General features: G+C 71.4%; 19 protein-coding genes. 9 read left to right on the forward strand and 10 right to left on the reverse strand.

All coding sequences use genetic code 11. The features are described from left to right. The first annotated feature begins 158 nt into the window (after positions 1-158). The 3 genes from E1289_RS29680 to E1289_RS29690 all read left to right on the forward strand — a co-directional run bounded on the left by E1289_RS29680 (position 159) and on the right by E1289_RS29690 (position 2988). On the forward strand, positions 159-515 hold the full coding sequence (locus E1289_RS29680) for an Lsr2 family protein (protein ID WP_131986053.1): 357 nt from the start codon (positions 159-161) through the stop codon (positions 513-515). Between the two features lie 17 nt (positions 516-532). After that, positions 533-862 (forward strand): Lsr2 family protein, encoded by a 330-nt coding sequence (locus tag E1289_RS29685; protein ID WP_131986055.1) that lies wholly within the window; start codon positions 533-535, stop codon positions 860-862. A 242-nt stretch (positions 863-1104) separates the two neighbouring features. Continuing rightward, entirely contained in the window at positions 1105-2988 is a 1884-nt protein-coding gene (locus tag E1289_RS29690) for a potassium transporter TrkA (protein ID WP_347813602.1), read from the forward strand. 15 nt (positions 2989-3003) lie between these two features. On the opposite strand, the gene E1289_RS29695 is transcribed toward E1289_RS29690, so the two are convergent. Next, on the reverse strand, positions 3004-3963 hold the full coding sequence (locus E1289_RS29695; protein WP_131986057.1) for an MBL fold metallo-hydrolase: 960 nt from the start codon (positions 3961-3963) through the stop codon (positions 3004-3006). Positions 3964-4138: 175 nt separating this feature from the next. Between E1289_RS29695 and E1289_RS29700 the strand changes: the two genes are divergently transcribed. Genes E1289_RS29700 through E1289_RS29715 form a run of 4 tightly spaced genes read left to right on the forward strand, consistent with a single transcriptional unit; the run spans position 4139 to position 7318 of the window. Then, positions 4139-5464: a hemolysin family protein gene (locus E1289_RS29700; RefSeq protein WP_131986059.1), complete on the forward strand. Its 1326-nt coding sequence runs from the start codon at positions 4139-4141 to the stop codon at positions 5462-5464. Beyond that, on the forward strand, positions 5461-6477 hold the full coding sequence (locus E1289_RS29705) for a CNNM domain-containing protein (protein ID WP_131986061.1): 1017 nt from the start codon (positions 5461-5463) through the stop codon (positions 6475-6477). Before E1289_RS29700 ends, E1289_RS29705 begins: the two co-directional genes overlap by 4 nt. 59 nt (positions 6478-6536) lie before the next feature. Beyond that, complete coding sequence (locus tag E1289_RS29710) at positions 6537-6767, forward strand: helix-turn-helix domain-containing protein (protein ID WP_131986063.1); 231 nt, start codon at positions 6537-6539, stop codon at positions 6765-6767. Positions 6768-6772: 5 nt separating this feature from the next. Continuing rightward, the gene (locus tag E1289_RS29715) at positions 6773-7318 is read left to right on the forward strand and encodes a Clp protease N-terminal domain-containing protein (RefSeq protein WP_131986065.1); all 546 of its coding nucleotides are present in this window, start codon (positions 6773-6775) and stop codon (positions 7316-7318) included. Here the strand turns inward: E1289_RS29715 and E1289_RS29720 are convergent, their stop codons facing one another. From E1289_RS29720 to E1289_RS29740, 5 genes are all read right to left on the reverse strand, one after another. After that, positions 7319-7843 carry a hypothetical protein gene (locus E1289_RS29720; protein ID WP_131986067.1) on the reverse strand — a complete coding sequence of 175 codons (525 nt, stop codon included), beginning with the start codon at positions 7841-7843 and terminating at the stop codon, positions 7319-7321. 76 nt (positions 7844-7919) lie between these two features. Beyond that, positions 7920-8720: a carbon-nitrogen hydrolase family protein gene (locus E1289_RS29725; RefSeq protein WP_131986069.1), complete on the reverse strand. Its 801-nt coding sequence runs from the start codon at positions 8718-8720 to the stop codon at positions 7920-7922. 15 nt (positions 8721-8735) lie between these two features. Further along, positions 8736-11243: a DEAD/DEAH box helicase gene (locus E1289_RS29730; protein WP_131986071.1), complete on the reverse strand. Its 2508-nt coding sequence runs from the start codon at positions 11241-11243 to the stop codon at positions 8736-8738. Further along, complete coding sequence (tnpB, locus tag E1289_RS29735; protein ID WP_243713236.1) at positions 11230-12798, reverse strand: IS607 family element RNA-guided endonuclease TnpB; 1569 nt, start codon at positions 12796-12798, stop codon at positions 11230-11232. Before tnpB ends, E1289_RS29730 begins: the two co-directional genes overlap by 14 nt. A 161-nt stretch (positions 12799-12959) precedes the next feature. Next, positions 12960-13550 (reverse strand): HD domain-containing protein, encoded by a 591-nt coding sequence (locus tag E1289_RS29740; protein ID WP_131986073.1) that lies wholly within the window; start codon positions 13548-13550, stop codon positions 12960-12962. 90 nt (positions 13551-13640) lie between these two features. On the opposite strand from E1289_RS29740, the gene E1289_RS29745 reads away from it, so the two are divergent. Both E1289_RS29745 and E1289_RS29750 read left to right on the forward strand, forming a co-directional pair. After that, a complete protein-coding gene (locus E1289_RS29745) occupies positions 13641-13826 on the forward strand; it encodes a hypothetical protein (protein ID WP_131986075.1) in 186 nt (61 codons plus the stop codon). Further along, positions 13823-14617, forward strand: a complete 795-nt coding sequence (locus tag E1289_RS29750) for an SDR family oxidoreductase (RefSeq protein ID WP_131986077.1) — start codon at positions 13823-13825, stop codon at positions 14615-14617. Before E1289_RS29745 ends, E1289_RS29750 begins: the two co-directional genes overlap by 4 nt. A gap of 17 nt (positions 14618-14634) precedes the next feature. Here the strand turns inward: E1289_RS29750 and E1289_RS29755 are convergent, their stop codons facing one another. From E1289_RS29755 to E1289_RS29770, 4 genes are all read right to left on the reverse strand, one after another. Continuing rightward, the gene (locus tag E1289_RS29755) at positions 14635-15207 is read right to left on the reverse strand and encodes a hypothetical protein (protein ID WP_131986079.1); all 573 of its coding nucleotides are present in this window, start codon (positions 15205-15207) and stop codon (positions 14635-14637) included. Then, positions 15204-15656, reverse strand: a complete 453-nt coding sequence (locus tag E1289_RS29760; protein WP_131986081.1) for an ATP-binding protein — start codon at positions 15654-15656, stop codon at positions 15204-15206. Before E1289_RS29760 ends, E1289_RS29755 begins: the two co-directional genes overlap by 4 nt. A 186-nt stretch (positions 15657-15842) precedes the next feature. After that, the gene (locus tag E1289_RS38475) at positions 15843-16001 is read right to left on the reverse strand and encodes a hypothetical protein (protein ID WP_165970657.1); all 159 of its coding nucleotides are present in this window, start codon (positions 15999-16001) and stop codon (positions 15843-15845) included. 261 nt (positions 16002-16262) lie between these two features. Continuing rightward, the gene (locus E1289_RS29770) at positions 16263-16508 is read right to left on the reverse strand and encodes a hypothetical protein (RefSeq protein WP_131986085.1); all 246 of its coding nucleotides are present in this window, start codon (positions 16506-16508) and stop codon (positions 16263-16265) included. Positions 16509-17127 lie beyond the last annotated feature (619 nt).

Consider the following 17127-nt stretch of genomic DNA (forward strand, 5'->3'; position numbering starts at 1 on the left):
ACGCCCGCCCGATCCCCCCGCCTGATACAGCGCCATTCCCGCGTCACTTCCCCCGCTTCGGGTTCCGCCGGCCGGCGCGTCTCCGCGTCATGCCGGGGCCCGGAATCCGCTACGGTCGGGGGCGCCGCGCAGGCGAGGGGAAGGAACACCGAGTACACATGGCCGAGAAGGTCATTAGGGTGGACGACATCGACGGCTCCGAAGGGGCCGATGTCGCAAAGCGGGACTTCGAAGTCCTGGGCCGCACGTTCACGATCGACTTGAGCGATGACAACTTCAAGCGGCTGAACGAGATGCTGGACGCGTTGGCGCCCTTCATCGAGAACGCGGCCGAGGTGAAGCCCGCCGGGAAGGGACGCAAGTCCCGCACCGCGAAGATCAAGGGCTACACGAACGGAGATGTCCGGGCGTGGGCATTGCGAAGTAACATCGAAGTCTCTGAACGTGGCAAGATATCGGATGAGGTCTATGCTGCATTCATCGAGGCACATCCGGACGCCAAGCCGGACGCATAGCTAGAGGGAGTCCCCGCATGGCACAGAAGGTGGAAGTCCTTCTCGTGGACGACATCGACGGCGGAGAGGCTGACGAGACCGTCAGCTTTTCCATCGATGGCACCAGTTACGAGATCGACCTGAGCAAGAAGAACGCCGCCAAGCTGCGCGACGGCCTGGAGCCGTTCGTGGCCGGCGCCCGTAAGGCGCGCAAGCCCACCGGCCGCGGTGGCCGCGCCGCGCGGACCGCGGGCAGCCGTGAGCGCTCCGCGGAGATTCGCGAGTGGGCGAAGAGCCGCGGCATCAAGGTCAATGAGCGGGGCCGTATCCCCGCCAATGTGATCGAGCAGTACGAGGCCGCGCACTAGCGGTCCTCCGCGTGGCCGGCGGCGTTCGGCACGGTGCAAGGGGCCGGGGTGCGGAATTCTCCGCACCCCGGCCCCTTGCGGTGCGCAGACGGGCAAATCGACTTTTCGGTACCGCATTCGCCGGGCGCCCGATCCCACCGGGGCGGCCGGCACGGAACACGCCAGACACGGGGGGAATGCCGGAAATAGTGGGAGACAACACAATAGGCTGACGCCTGGGGAACGGCCGAGGGGGCAGACCGTTGAGACGCGCGACGCGATGGGACCGGGTCCACTACTGGTTCGACAGGACCATGTCGAAGGGGACGCCCGCGCTCATCGGCTGGCTCGCCCTGGCATCGGCTGGGCTGGTGCTCGTGGTGGCCACCGCGGCGGTCCTCATCGCACCGCGCGACAGCGCCGACAACGGGCATTGGACGGGCCTGGTCTGGCGCAGCCTGCTGCGCACCCTCGACCCCGGCACCATGGGCGACGACACCGGCACCGGCCCGTTCCTGGCGCTGATGCTGGTCGCCACGGTCGGCGGGATCTTCATCGTCAGCTCGCTGATCGGCGTGATCACCACCGGCCTCGAAGGCAAGATCGCCGAGCTGCGCAAGGGCCGGTCGCGGATCGTCGAGCACGGCCACACCGTGCTGCTCGGCTGGTCCGAGCAGGTCTTCACCGTGGTCGCCGAGCTGGTCGAGGCCAACCAGAGCAAGCGCAGGTCGTGCGTGGCGATCCTCGCCAACCGCGACAAGGTGGAGATGGAGGACGCGATCCGCGACCGGGTCGGCGACCTCGGCCGCACCCGCATCGTGTGCCGGACCGGCGACCCCCTGAAGATCGCCGATGTGGAGCTGGTCAGCCCCGGCTCCGCCCGCTCCATCGTGATCGTCACACCGGAGACCGACGACGCCGACACCCGGGTCATCAAGGTGCTGCTGTCGCTCGGCTCCCGGGCCTGGGGGCGCCGCCGGCCGCACGTGGTCGCCGCCGTGCACGACTCGGCGAACCTGCCCGCCGCCCGGCTCGCGGGCGGGGAGAGCGCGCACGTGATCGACGCCGACGACATGGCGATCCGGCTGATCGTCCAGTCGCACCGGCAGTCGGGCCTGTCGCAGGTCTGCACCGACCTGCTCGACTTCGCCGGCCACGAGTTCTACATGCGGCGCGAGCCCGCCCTGGACGGGGTGGTGTTCGGCGAGGCCCTGGCCGCCTACGATCTCGGCATCCCGTCGGGGCTGCGGCGCGCCGACGGGACCGTCCTGCTCAACCCGCCGGTGGACACCGTGATCCGCGGCGACGACGAGGTCATCGTGCTGGCCGAGGACGACCTGCTGATCCGGCTCGCGTCCGCGTCCGCGCCCGCCCCGCCGGTGCGGGAATCGGTGATCACCACGGCGATCCCGCGGCCGCCGGTGCCCGAGCGCACGCTGCTGCTCGGCTGGAACCACCGCGCCCCGAAGATCATCGAGCTGCTGGACGAGTTCCTCGCCCCGGAGTCGGCCCTGACGGTGGCGGCACCGCGGGAGGATCCGACCGCCCGGCTGCGCCCGCGCGACAATCTCGTGGTCGACTTCGTCCGGGCCGAGCCGACCGAGCGGCCGTCCCTGGAGTCCCTGGACGTCGGCTCCTACCAGCACATCATCGTGCTGTCGGAGGAGGGCGTCGACCACGAGCACGCCGACGCCCGCACGCTGGTCACGCTGCTGCACCTGCGCGACATGGAGGACGCCCTGGGCGACCCGTTCTCCATCGTCAGCGAGATCAACGACGACGCCAACCGGGAGATCGCGCAGGTCACCAAGGCCGACGACTTCGTGGTCAGCGAGAAGCTGATCAGCCTGATGCTGACCCAGCTCAGCGAGAACCGCTACCTGTACGACGTGTTCGTCGACCTGCTCGACCCGGCCGGTTCGGAGATCTACCTCAAGCCCGCCTGCGACTACCTCGCGCCGGGCGAGGAGGCGAACTTCGCGACGCTCATCGAGTCGGCGCGGCGGCGCGGGGAGGTCGCGCTCGGCTACCGGCGGACCGCGCGCTTCCACGAGCCGCCCGGCTACGGGGTGGTCCTCAACCCGGACAGGCGGGCGCCGCTCACGCTGACGGCCGACGACCGCGTCATCGTCCTGGCCGAGGACTGACGCCCCGTCCGCCGCTCAGCCCTGGAGCCGCGCCCAGACCTCGAGGTCGCGGTCGGCCGTCCAGATCCGCGGGCGTTCGACGCCGTCCAGCTCGTCCCACAGGCGGGCGACGTCGAACGGCAGGCAGTGCTCGAAGATCGGCCAGCGTCCGTAGGCGGGCGCCAGCGCGGCGTGCACGGCGGCGAAGGCGTCCTTGAGGGTGCCGCCGCCGTCCCGGACGCGGCCGGTCTCCCGGATCATCGTCTCCAGGAAGTCGCGGGTCTGCCCGATGGCGGCGTCCACGGCCGCGCGGCCGTGCGCGACGGCGCCCCGGCCTCCGACGAGGGTCTCGGCGCCGAACGAGTGCACGTGGTCGAGCGTCCGGGACGCCCAGTCGCGGTGGAACGCGTCACCGGTGTAGAGGGCGGCCTGCGTCTCCACGAGGTCGCCGGCGAACAGGATCCGCTGCCGTGGCAGCCACGCGACGATGTCGCCCTCGGTGTGGCCGCGCCCGCAGTACGCCAGGTCCAGGTCGCCGCGATCGCCGCCGAGGTCGATGGTGAGCGTGCTGGAGAACGTCACCGAGGGCCAGGTGAGACCGGGGATGCCCGCCGGGTCCTTGAAGAGCCGGGGCATCCGGGCGAACTCCGACTCCCAGTCCTGCTTGCCGCGCTCGGCGATCAGTGATCGGGTCAGGTCGTGCGCGATGACCACCGGGGCGCCGAACGCGCTCGCGCCCAGCGTCCGGACCGCGTGGTAGTGCGACAGGACCAGGTACCGGATCGGCTTGTCGGTGTGCGCGCGCAGGACGGCCAGCCAGTCCCGGGCGGCCGCGGGCGTGGCGAGCGCCTCGAAGCACACGAGGAAGTCCTCGCCCTCGACGGCGCCGACGTTCGGGTCCCCCTCCGCGGTGAGGGCGTAGACCCCGTCCGCCAGGACTTCCAGCGTCTGCGTCTTGTCGCCCAGATCTGCGGACGACGCGAACGGTCTGGGCATCGGCGCCCCCTCGCACTCGTGGCCGCGGGCCGCCGCCCGGGCAGCGCGCACCCGAGCGGCTCTCGTCCAGGGTTCATTCCACCCGGAGCGCCCGATAACCGTCCATGATCCGGGGAAGAACACGCCGACGGGGTAAGGGGATCTTGGACATGAGGGGCAGTGGAGGGAGGGCCGGGTGACCGCCGCGCTCGGGCTGCTGGCCATCCTGCTGCTGACCGTCGCCACCGGGTACTTCGTGGCGCAGGAGTTCGCCTACGTCACCGCGGACCGGCCGGCCCTCGACCAGCGGGCGGCGGAGGGCGACCGGGCGGCGGCGCGGGCGCTGCGGGTGATGGGACGGCTGTCGTTCATGCTGTCGGGCGCCCAGCTCGGCATCACCGTCACCGCGCTGGTGGTGGGCTTCATCGCCAAGCCGGCGCTGGCCGACCTGATCGCCCCGGCGCTGGGCGCGGCCGGGGTGCCGGACGCGGCGACCGGGAGCGTGGCGGTGGCGCTCGGGTTCGCCCTGGCCACGGTGGTCCAGATGGTGCTGGGCGAGCTGTTCCCGAAGAACCTGGCCCTGGCGAGGGCGGAGGGCCTGGCCCGCGCGCTGGCCGCGTCCACCCTCGTCTACCTTGCGGTGGCGGGGCCGCTGATCAGGCTGTTCGACGCGTCCGCGAACCGGCTCGTCCGCGCGGTGGGCATCGAGCCGGTGGAGGAACTGCACCACGGCGCGACGCTGCAGGAGCTCGGGCGCATGATCGGCGAGTCCGGCGAGCGGTTCCAGGAGGGCCACGCCGACCTGCTGGGGCGGGCGCTCACGTTCGCCGAGCGGGACGCCGCGGAGGTCATGATCCCGCGTGTCGACGTGGTGACCGTGCCCGCGGCGGCCTCCGCCGACGAGCTGACCGACGTGATCGCCGCGAGCGGGCACACGCGCTATCCCGTCGTCGGCGCGGGTGTCGACGACCTCGTCGGGGTCGTCGGGCTGGAGGAGCTGATCCTGCTCGGACCGGACGACATCGCGCGCACCGAGGTCCGCGACATCGCGCAGGCGCCGCTGCTGCTGCCGTCCTCCCTGCCGCTGCCGGACGTGGTGCGGCGGCTGGAGGACGCCGGCGCGCCGATGGCCTGCGTCGTGGACGAGTACGGTGGCTTCGCCGGGATCGTCACGTGGGAGGACGTCACCGAGGAGCTGGTCGGGGAGATCGCCGACGAGAACGAGCCCGACGACGACCTCGCGATCCGCACCGGCGACTGGTGGACGACCGACGCCGGGCTGCGGATGGACGAGGTCGCCCACGAGACCGGGATCGAACTGCCCGACGGCGACTACGAGACCGTCGCGGGCCTGCTGCTGAAACGGCTCGGCCGGGTCGCCGAGCCCGGCGACGTGGTCACCGTCGACCTTTCTCCGACACGGCTGGACGAGCCGCCCCGCACCGCCGTGGTGGAGGTCCTGACGATCCATCGGCACGTGCCAGAGCTGATCCGCATCCGCACCGTGGAGGCGGACCGGTGAGCCCCGCCCTCGGCGCCCTCGTCACCCTGGCGCTCCTGATCGGCAACGGGTTCTTCGTCGCGACCGAGTTCGCGCTGGTGGCGGCCAGGCGCCCCCGCCTGGAGCGGGCCGCGGCACGCGGCGGGCGGGCCGCGGGCGCCGCGATCGCCGGGATCGACGAGCTGTCGCTGACCCTCGCCGGGGCGCAGCTCGGCATCACGATGTGCTCCCTCGGCCTCGGCCTGGTCTCCGAGCCGGTGTTCGCCGCGACGCTCACGCCGCCGATCCACGCCCTCGGACTGCCGGACGGCGCGGCGCACGCGGTCGCGTTCGTCCTCGCGCTCGCACTCGTGACGTTCCTGCACATGGTCGTCGGCGAGATGGCGCCCAAGTCGTGGGCGATCACGTACCCGGAGCGCTCGGCGACGGTGCTGGCGCTGCCGTTCCGCGCGTTCGTCACCGCCGCCCGCCCGGTGCTGGCCGTCCTGAACGGCTGGACGAACCTGATGCTGCGCGGGATCGGGGTCCAGCCGGCCGCCTCGCGGGAGGTGGCGCGCACGCCGGAGCAGCTGCGCAGCATCGCGGAGGAGTCCCGGCGGCTCGGGCTCATCGAGGACACCGAGCTGACGCTGCTCACCACCGCGCTGGACGCGCCGCGCGCCCCGCTGGCCGGGCTGGTCGTCCCCGTCGCGGAGATCGTGTCCGTCTCCGCGGCGGCGACGCCGCAGGAGATCATCGAGACCGCCGCCCGCACCGGGCGGCTCCGGATGATGCTGCGGGGCTCCGGGCGGCGGGCCGCCCGGATGGTGCACGTCCGGGACGCCTACCTGGCCCGTGCGCGCGGGCTGGACACGACGGCGCGGGCGCTGTCGCATCCGGTGCCGGCGATCCCGGTGGGGACTCCGGTCGGCGAGGCCGTCGCCACGCTGAAGGCGCAGCACAGCCATCTCGCCCTGGCGGTGGCCTCGGACGGCGGCATCGCCGGCATGATCACCTTGGACGACCTCCTCACCACCCTGGTGAACGTCCGCTGAATCCCGCTCCTGCGTCAACATCGGTTGACATGAAGCGGCTGTCAACTTACATTGACACCATGACCGATGGAGAAACGCTCGCCCGGGAGGCGGGCAGCCGGGACCCCGCCGTGGGACTGCGGGCGGTACGCGCGCTGCGCGAGCTGGCCGAACGACTGGAGGCCCTCCAGGTCGCCAGTGCCCGCGACCAGGGCTGGTCCTGGCAGGAGATCGCGGTCTGCCTCGGCGTGAGCCGGCAGGCCGTCCACAAGAAGCACGGCGGGAGCCGCCGGCTCAGGAAGGAGCGGTAAGCGCCATGTTCGAACGTTTCACCAAGGAGGCCCGGGCGGCCGTCACCGGCGCCCAGACGGCGGCACGCGACCTGGGACACCACCGCATCGGCAGCGGGCACCTCCTGCTCTCGGTGCTGCGCGGCGACGAGGCCATGGCCCGCACACTCCGCGAGCACGGCCTGGACGCCGACGACCTGCGCGCGAGGCTCGCCCGCGCCGGCAGCGGCGGCGAGGCCCTCGACGCCGAGGCGCTGCAGAGCTTCGGCATCGACCTCGACGCCGTCCGGGCGGCCACCGAGGACGCCTTCGGCGAGGGCGCCCTCGACGTGCCCGCCGGGCAGCGGCCGCGCGGCCACATCCCCTTCACCCCCGAGGCGAAGAAGGCCCTGGAGCTGAGCCTGCGGCACGCGATCCGGCTCAAGCAGAAGGAGATCCGCGGCGGCCACATCCTGCTCGGCGTCCTGCACGACGACGGTTCCGCGGCGGCGCGGCTCGCGGCGCAGGCGGGCGTGGACGTGCGGGAACTGCGCACCCGCCTCGACCGGCTGCTGACCTCCGAGGCCGCCTGATCAGCCGCCGAAGGCCCGGGTGAGTACCGCGGCGCAGACCGCCCTGCGGCGCGGGTCGTCCGGGTAGCGGCGGCGGCATTCGGCGGCGATCCAGGGCGGCACGGCGGGGCGCGCGGGCCGCGCACTCCGCGGCCGGGGCACCTGCGTGGGACGGGGCGTGCGCGGCCGGTGCGTCCGCGAAGGGACGGCCCGCCCCCGGCGGGACGGCTTCTCCCGCGTCACCGGGCGGCCGGCGGACGCCACCTCCCCGGGTCCGGGCACCGCCCGGCCGGACGGGGACGCCGCGGCGGACCGCGGCGGCGCCGACGGCGGCGGCACGGAACGCGGGGCGGGCGACGCCGTGTCCGCGCCGGGCGGCACCGTGCGGGCCGGCGCGGCGATCGCCCCGTAACCGGCGGCGAGCGCCAGCCCCGCACCCAGGGCGACCGCCGCGAGAACCCGCGGCGGGAACCGGCGCGGCCGACCCGGCGGCCGGGGCTCGGCGCGGGTGAATCCGGCGGGCGGGAGATCGGAGGAGAGGCGCACCCTCCGATCGTCACGCTAAGCGCCCGACTCGATACGCAGAATCAGGAAGACCGTTGTCACCTCGATACAACGGCGCCTATTCGGCCTTCGTGACCGTGAAGCGGCGAAGGCGCAGCGCCGGGTTCTTCTCACGGACGGCGGCGACGCGCTCCGGCGAGACCTCCCCCGCCACGACCCCAGGGCTCTCCCCCAGCCCGGCCGTGACCACGCCCATCGGGTCCACGAGCATGCTGTTCCCGGCCCCGGTCGGGGCGCACTGCCCGGCCGCGGCCACGTAGATCGTGTTCTCGATGGCGCGGGCGCGGGCCAGCGTCCGCCAGTGGTCCTCCTTCAGCGGCCCCGGCACCCAGGCGGCGGGGAGGGCGAGCACGTCCGCGCCCGCGTCCACGATCCGCCGCGTCACCTCGGGAAAGCGGACGTCGTAGCAGGTCTGCATGCCGAACGTGACGCCCTCGACCGTGAACGTCTCCGGGTCCGCGAGCTCACCCGGCCGGACCAGCGCCGACTCCCGGTACCCGAACGCGTCGTACAGGTGGATCTTGCGGTACTCGGCGACGAAGTCCCCGCCCGGACCGGCGGCGACGAGGGTATTGGAGATGCGCCCAGGCTCGTCCAGCCGCTCGTTCACCCCGGCGACGACGTGCACGCCGTGCCGGCGGGCCACGTCCTTCAGCCCGCCGGCGAACGGGCCGTCGAGCGGCTCGGCGGAGTCGGCGAACCGCTCGTCCAGCTGCGGTGCGGTGAACATGGCGAACTCGGGGAACACGACGACCTTCGCCCCCCGCCCGGCCGCCTCACCCGCCAACCTGCCGATCGCCGCCAGGTTCTCGTCCTTGTTGACCCCGGGCGCGAACTGCGCCACCGCCACCTGCACCATGCCCCTGCTCCCTACCTACATCCTGTCCACGGCGGTCACGCGGATCACGGCCTCGCCCGCCTGGTCCGACCCCGCCAGGTCGACCTCGGCGCTGATCCCCCAGTCGTGGTGCCCCTCCGGGTCGTCGAACACCTGCCGGACGCGCCACAGCGCGTCCTGCGGGACCTCCTCGATCTGCAGGAGCTTCGGGCCCCGGGCGTCGGGCCCGGTGAACAGCTCGTCGTGCTCGGCGAAGTACCCGTCCATGGCGTCGGCCCACGCGTCGGCGCCGAAGTCCGGGTCCAGCTCGCCCAGCTCGCGGTACTTCTCCAGCGCGGCGAGCTCCACCCGGCGGAACATCGCGTTGCGGACCAGCACCCGGAACGCCCGCGCGTTCGCCGTCACCTTCGTGACCCGCTCCTCGATCGGCTCGTCCACGTCCTCGTCGGCGGGGTTGGCGAGCTGCTCCCACTCGTCCAGCAGGCTGGAGTCGACCTGCCGGACCAGCTCCCCCAGCCACTCGATGAGGTCGATCAGGTCGTCGGTCTTGATCGATTCCGGGACGGTCTGCTGCAGCGCCTTGTAGGCCCCCGACAGGTAGCGCAGGACGAGGCCCTCCGCCCTGGCCAGCTCGTAGAACCCGATGTACTCGGTGAACGTCATCGCCCGCTCGTACATGTCCCGAACGACCGACTTCGGGCGCAGCGGATGGTCGCCCACCCACGGATGCCCGGCCCGGTAGATCCCGTACGCGGCGTCGAGCTCGTCCTCCAGCGGCTTCGGATGGTCGACGTCCTGGAGCAGCTCCATCCGCTCCTCGTACTCGATGCCCTCGGCCTTCATCTCGGCGACGGCCTCGCCCCGCGCCTTGTTGACCTGGGCCGCGAGGATCTGCCGGGGGTCGTCCAGCGTCGCCTCGATCACCGACAGCACGTCCAGCGCGTACGACGGCGACGCCGGGTCCAGGATCTCGAACGTGGCCAGCGCGAACGTCGACAGCGCCTGGTTGAGCGCGAAGTCCTCCTGCAGGTCCACGGTGACCCGCGCGTAGCGGCCCATCTCGTCCGGTTCGGGCAGCACCTCGACCACACCGCCCGCCAGCAGCGACCGGTAGATCGCGATCGCCCGAGAGATGTGCCTGCGCCGCGCCGCCGGCTCCTCGTGGTTGTCGGTCAGCAGCCGCTTCATCGCCTGGAACGCGTTGCCCGGACGCGCGATGACCGACAGCAGCATCGCGTGGCTCACCTGGAACCGCGACCGGAGCATCTCCGGCTCGGCGTCCTGCAGCTTCTTGAAGACGTCCTCGTCCCACCCGACGAACCCCTCGGGCGGCTTCTTGCGCTGCACCTTCCGCCGCTTCTTCGGATCGTCCCCCGCCCGGGCAAGTGCTTTCTGGTTCTCCACGACGTGCTCGGGCGCCTGCGCGACGACGAACCCGACCGTGTCGAACCCGGCGCGCCCGGCCCGCCCGGCGATCTGGTGGAACTCCCGCGCCCGCAGCCGCCGCACCCGGTGCCCGTCGTACTTGCTCAGCGCGGTGAACACCACCGTGCGGATGGGCACGTTGACGCCGACGCCCAGGGTGTCTGTCCCGCAGATGACCTTCAGCAGCCCGGCCTGCGCGAGCCGCTCCACCAGCCGCCGGTACTTCGGCAGCATCCCCGCGTGGTGCACCCCGATCCCGTGCCGGACGAACCGCGACAGGTTCCGCCCGAACTTCGTGGTGAACCGGAAGTTGCCGATCAGCTCCGCGATCCGCGCCTTCTCCGCCTTGGTGCACACGTTGATGCTCATCAGCGACTGCGCGCGCTCGATCGCCGCCGCCTGCGTGAAGTGCACCAGGTAGACCGGCGCCTTCTGCTCGGCCAGCAGTTCCTCGATCGTCTCGTGCAGCGGCGTCACCCGGTAGTCGTAGATCAGCGGGACGGGCCGCTCCGCCGACGTCACCACCGCCGTCTGCCGGCCCGTCCGCCGCGTCAGGTCCTTCTGGAAGAACGCGACGTCCCCCAGCGTGGCCGACATCAGCAGGAACTGGGCACGCGGCAGCTCCAGCAGCGGGATCTGCCACGCCCACCCGCGCTCGGGCTCGGCGTAGAAGTGGAACTCGTCCATCACCACGACGCCGATGTCGGCGTCGGCGCCGTCCCTGAGCGCGATGTTGGCCAGCACCTCCGCCGTGCAGCAGATGATCGGCGCGTCCGCGTTCACACTCGCGTCGCCGGTCATCATCCCGACGTTCTCGCGCCCGAACATCTCGCACAGGTCGAAGAACTTCTCCGACACCAGCGCCTTGATCGGCGCCGTGTAGAACCCCACCTGCTCCCGGCCGAGCGCCGCGAACAGGGCCCCCGCCGCCACCAGGCTCTTGCCCGACCCGGTCGGCGTCGACAGGATCACGTTCGCGCCCGACACCACCTCGATGAGCGCCTCCTCCTGCGCGGGATACAGCGTGATCCCGCGCCCCGACACCCACCGCTCGAACGCCTCGAACAGCGAATCGGCGTCGGTGTCGTTTCCGGAGGGAAGTTCATCAATGAGGCTCACCCCTCCATCCTGCCCGTTGCCGATCCCGATCAGGTATCGGCATCCCGTGCGTTTCCGCGCGGGAGGTCCGTGCCGGTGTCACCACAACGGAGTCGGGTGTCCTGCGACGGTCTCTCGTTTCCTTCCCGCGTGGTGCGGGTTCTGCGCCACCGGCCCGCTCCGCCGGTCCCGTGTCGTTCCGGCGGGTGGTGCGGGTCTTATGGTCGGCTCGGCGAGGCTTCGACGCTTGCGCATCCCGGTCTCCGGCCACTCCGGTACCGGTCGTGCAGGCCGCCAGCGCGGCCAGGTTCACTGCGGCGTTGTGGTCCCGGTCCATAGACAGGCCGCACGCATCGCAGGTGAAGGTGCGCACCGACAGGGGCAGCTTGGCTTTCGCCGTCCCGCACCGGCTGCACGTCTTGGAAGAAGGGAACCACCGGTCGGCCACCATTAGCCGCCCACCGCCCCACCCGGTCTTGTAGGCCAACTGCCGCCGAATTTCGCCGAACCCGGCATCGGCGACCGACCGGGCCAGCCGCCGGTTCTTCAGCATCCCGGCCACGTTCAGGTCCTCGACCACCACGGTGCCGTACTCAGCGGCCAGGCTCGTGGTGAGCTTGTGGATCGCATCGGTGCGCAGATTCGCGATTCGGTGGTGGATCCGGGTGCGTTCAGCGTCGGCCGCCCGCCACCGGCGGGAGGGCTGTCGCCCGGTGCTCCGGTCCGGGCCCTGACGCCGTGACACCGTCCGGCACGCGCGCCGCAGCCTGACCAACTCACTGCCCAGGTGCCGCGGGTTGTCGATGTGGCAGACGTTGCCGGCTGTGTCGGCCACCACCGCCAGAGTCGCCACCCCCAGGTCGACCCCGACCACCGCCTCGGGACGAGCCGGGGCGGCGGTCCGGCGCTGCACCTCGACCTGGAAGGCCACCTGCCACCGGCCCCGCTGATGCGACACCGTCGCCGACAGGATCCGCGCGGTCTTGTTCGCCAAGCGGCGCTGCAGCTTGCGGGTGTTCTCGTGGGTGCGGATCGTGCCCAGCCGCGGCAGGGTCACGTGGCGGCGATCGTCCTCGACCCGGATGGTGCCGGTGGTGAACCGACACGTCGGTCGCGCCCGGCGCTTCGCCTTGAAACGCGGCGCCCCCACCCGCGGCCCGGCCCGCTCGCCCCGTCTGCGGGCGGCGTAGTTGTCAAACGCGGCCGCAGCGTGCGCGAGGCCGGTGTTGTACGCCTCCTTGGAGTTGTCGGCCCACCACCCGGCGAACTGCGGATCGGTGCGCTTGACCGCGTTGAAGGTCTTGCGCAGCGACGCCAGCGACCACGGACGCCATGGCGTCCGCTCCTCCTCACTGATCCCGTAGGAGGCTTCCGCGATCCGCTGCGCCCAGGTGGCCAGCACATGCCCCACCGCCCAGTTGTAGGCGGTGCGGGCCGCACCACAATGCGACCGCAGCCGATCCTCGGCTTCCGCCCCCGGGTCTAGGGCGAAGGTGTAGGCCTGCACCACGAACCCGCGTCTGGCCTGGAACCCGCCGCGCTTCTTCTTCTCGTCGGCGGGGGCTGGGTCGCTCATACGGCACCGTCCGGCCGGGCGGAGCCACCCACACCATCAGTGACCTGCTGTTGCATGGCGAGCACTTTAAGTTAAATACATCGAACATGCAATCGACCAAGAGGCGTGAGTCGGACGCAAGGACGAGTAAGGCTCCGCGAACTCCTATGGAGTGTGACTCCCTACACGAGGACGTGGCCGTACTCGTCCACCAGCGGCTTCAGGTCGGGTTCGCCGAAGAACTCGCGCATCGCCTCGAAGACCGCGACCTTCTCCTTGCCATACCGGCGCACGCGAAGGGCGAACGAGTCGCCGGACACGAACGTCGGCGGGCGCGTCTTGCTGTGGAACTTGTCGGCGTACATGACCAGCCGTTCCTCGCCGGTCTCGGCCACGTAGTCACCGGGCGGCACCGGCAACCCCTGCCGGACGATGTCGTCGCGCGTCAGGCCCACCCCGGTGTGGCAGGAGCAGAACCGGCAGATCTCCTCGGGAAACCCCTCGTCGCGCAGCAGCTCGTGCCCCAGCATTCCGTGCCGCACGTACTGCCCGGGAGCGCGGTCGCCGTCGTCCAGCCGGTAGACCCCGATGTCGTGCAGCAGGCACCCGGCCCGCACGAGCTCCGCGTCGACGTCGAGCCCCGCGGTCTCGATGATCCGCTCGGCGATCCGCCACACGATCACGCAGTGCGTGTAGACGACCTCGAACGCCTCCCGGCTGGGCGCGTGCCTCTCGTGCAGCGCCCGGATCTCCGCTTCCCCTGGAATCCGCACGGACCGACCCTACGCCGGACCGGCGGTTAGGGATTAGCTCTGCGGCAACAACGTGCGGGACGGAGAAGCCGCCGACCAGAGAGGCCAGTGATGCAGAAGAGGGATCAGCCGGACGGCCCGGAGCCCGGCGCGAGCTCGGGCCGGGAGGAACAGCCCCGCGAGCGGACCGTCCCGGGAAGCGACAGCGCGGCCGAAGGCTACGAGAGCGATGCCGAGAGCGGCACCCGCGAAGGCGACCCCATCGCCGGCGTAGAACGCGACCCGGACGAGACGTGACCTACGACCGGGTCGCGATCATCACGGGGGCCGACTCCGGGATCGGGAAGGCGACGGCGGTCGCGCTAGCGCGGAACGGGTTCGATGTCGGCATCACCTACCGGTCCGACCGGAAGGGGGCCGAGGGGACGTCGCGGGAGGTCGAGGCCGAGGGGCGGCGGGCGGCCGTCCGGCGGCACGACCTCACCGATCCGGAGCAGGCCGCCGGCGTCGTGGACGACCTGGCCGAAGAACTCGGCGGCCTCGGCGTCCTGGTCAACAATGCCGGGACCGGCAGCATGCGGCACCTGATCGGCATGGGGTTCGCGGAGTGGCGGGAGGTGATCTCCGTCGACCTCGACGGGGCGTTCCTGTGCGCCCAGCGAGCCGCCCGGCGGATGATCCGGAAAGGCGAGGGCGGGCGCATCGTCAACGTGACCAGCGTCCACGAGGAGTATCCGAGGGTCGGCGCCGGGCCGTACTGCGCGGCCAAGGGCGGGATGAAGATGCTCGCCCGGGTGCTGGCGCTCGAACTGTCGGAGCACGGGATCACGGTGAACACGGTCGCCCCCGGAGAGATCGCAACGCCGATGACCGGCCAGCACGAGCAGCCGCCGGAACCGGACACCCGGCCCGGCTACCCGGTGCCTCGCCCCGGGCACGCCAGCGAGGTGGCGGAGGCCATCGCGTTCCTGGCGAGCCCGGGGGCCTCCTACGTCACGGGTGCCTCGCTGTTCGTGGACGGCGGCCTCGGGCTCATGGGCCCGCAGGCGGCCGGCGCTCTCCCCTCGCCGGAGTGGCGCAAGGGCTGAGGCACTGCGTCAGCCGGTCAGAGTTCGCCACGTCTGTAGAGGCCGTACTTGGTTGCGAGGGTGTCGGTGTCATAGGCGGGCCAGAGGGTGAGGGCGGCGGTGTTGCGGTCGATGATCAGGACGTGGTCAGGGGCTTCGGGCGGCGGTGTGGCAGGGCGGGCGATGAAGCCGTGGTCGAAGGATTCGATGGACAGCAGGACGGAGCGGCCGCCGGTGGTGCGGGTGTACCAGGCGTCGGCGCGGCGCCAGGCTTCGGGCCGGTCGAGCGGGTGGGCCTGCAGGGCGTAGGCGGTCAGGACGTCGGAGATGGCGCGGACGGTCCGGCAGCGGTCGATCCCGCAGGCCAGGCAGACGAGGCGGTCGTGGCGGTCGTGTCCGTAGCGGTGGGCGGCCAGGACGGTGGTCAGTGCGGCGGAGGTCGCCAGGGTCAGCATCCGCGCGGTCCGCAGGAACGACAGGCTGTAGGGGTCGAGGGCGGCGACGTTGCGTTCGGCAAGACCGTGCAGGGCCTCGGGGTCGGTGCGCATCGCGGCGGTCATGGCGGAACGCACCTGGGCGACGGTCCACTCGCGCAGATCCCGGCCGCTCACGCCGCCCCCCGCAGCGACGCGGCGGAGAAGAGCGCGGCGACGGTGCGGGAGCGATCGTTGCCGAACCAGCCCCAACTGGCGGCCAGCAGCGACACGGTGCGCAGGCCGCGGCCGGACTCGGCGTCCTCGGCCGCGTCGGCGACGACGGGTTCGCTCGGGCCGCCCTCGTCGCCAACGCAGATCGCGACGGCGCCGTCCCAGCGGGTGATCTCGACGGTGAAGGTGCCGCCGGGCTGGCCGGACTTGGTGTGCCGCAGCGCGTTGACGACGAGCTCGTCCACGGCCAGCAGCACCTCGTCCAGCTCGGGGCAGCCGGCCAGAAGGGCGGCGGTGAAGCGGCGGGCCGCACACGCCTGGTCGAGCTCTCCGGGGAAGGCGCGCCGCCAGCGCTGCGCGTCCGCCGGAGCGGACAGGGCGGGGATGGGCGGGAGAGGGATCGGGTACGACATGGGCATCCTCAGCGCAGGGTGGCCGGTTCGTCATCGTGCGTGTTCATCATCACGTCGCCGACCGGCACACACATGCAAAACCCCTTGTCAGGCCCCTGATCGGCACGCTCAAGAGACGGGTGTCGACCGTCCGTGCGGCGGAAGTTCGAACGCCTGCGAATTGAACGTTCACGTGGTCCTGACTCGTCAGGCTCGAAGACGGGCGGTCTCTGCCACGATCCGGCGCGCGAGCCCGGTGATCTGAGCGCGGTGCTCCACGATCTGGATGTCCTCGGTACCGGCGATGCCGTGCGTGTGGGTCTCGGTCTTGGACGCGAACACCAGGTAGGCGCGGTTCAGTCTCATCGCTAGGCGAGCAGTTGGTAGAGGCCTTCCTGGGGCGTGTCCCCGGCCTTGTACTTGGCGCCCACGAGGGTGATGGGACGCGCAGTCGTCGATGCGGCTGTGAAGTTCGGCGAGCAGCCGGGCCGGTTCGCCAGAAGCGGCGCCGCATGGCCGCGTCCACGAGGGCGATGGAGCGGTCGGCGATGTTCATCGTGCCGATGATGGTGACGTTGCGCGGCGGGTCCCCCTCGGCGCCGTAGAGAGTCCGGCCGGCGGCTACCTTCAGGTAGTCCGCAGGCGTTCTCCGGCCTCGCGCCAATGCAGATCCGCCAGTTCCTCGCCCTGGGCCAGGTGCTCACCGCAGAACCACATGAGCCATGGGGGATGCCCGACCCAGCCGTCCCGCGCCCGCTCCCGTTCGAGCGCCTCCTCGTCCGCGTCGATCGAGAACCGGACGATCTTGAAGGACGAATACTGTTCCTCGTCCTGAGGGGTTCGTGTGCAGATCACGCAGCTTGGCGGCCTCATGCGACCCCTCCAAGGAATGGCCCGTCCAACACGGTATCGCCCCTGCGAGCACCGAAGCCGGAGGCACGCCCGCTCAGCGGACCGCGCATCGATGGTGACCGGCGCGATCGTCACGCTGGACGACGGCGCCGGCGCATGAAAGGGAAGCATGCGGATCCAAAGGACCTCGCCTATACCAGTCAGGACGATGGTTGCACTCAGGTGAGCACATGCCGTCCAATTGGCCCATCTGACACAGAACCCGACAAATAGGTCACCGCCACTTTCGTTGAATTATGCGCGAATCTATTGCTGACTGACCTGCAGTCGGGCTCTCGAATGACGAAGCGCGCGCCAGCTGCCAACATACGATTTGGAAACGAACGCACGGCATTGGATGGCCGATATCTGTACGTGCGAAGTTCGGACGTGCGCGATTACATGGGGGCCGGTGTGGCTCTGGCGTGAGCCCCGCGCGTCAAGGCACACCCCGGCGAACCGTCCGCCCCACTGCCCTGATGGACGGTCCGCCTCCCCCAGCGAAAGGGCCGCGGGCGTGGGCGTTGAAGACACCACCAAGACCGACACTCGCATGGAGACGTCCGACAAGCCCCCCTCCCAGGAGCGCCCCTGTCTCTTA

Source organism: Actinomadura sp. 6K520 (genome assembly GCF_004349245.1).
GTDB lineage: Bacteria > Actinomycetota > Actinomycetes > Streptosporangiales > Streptosporangiaceae > Spirillospora.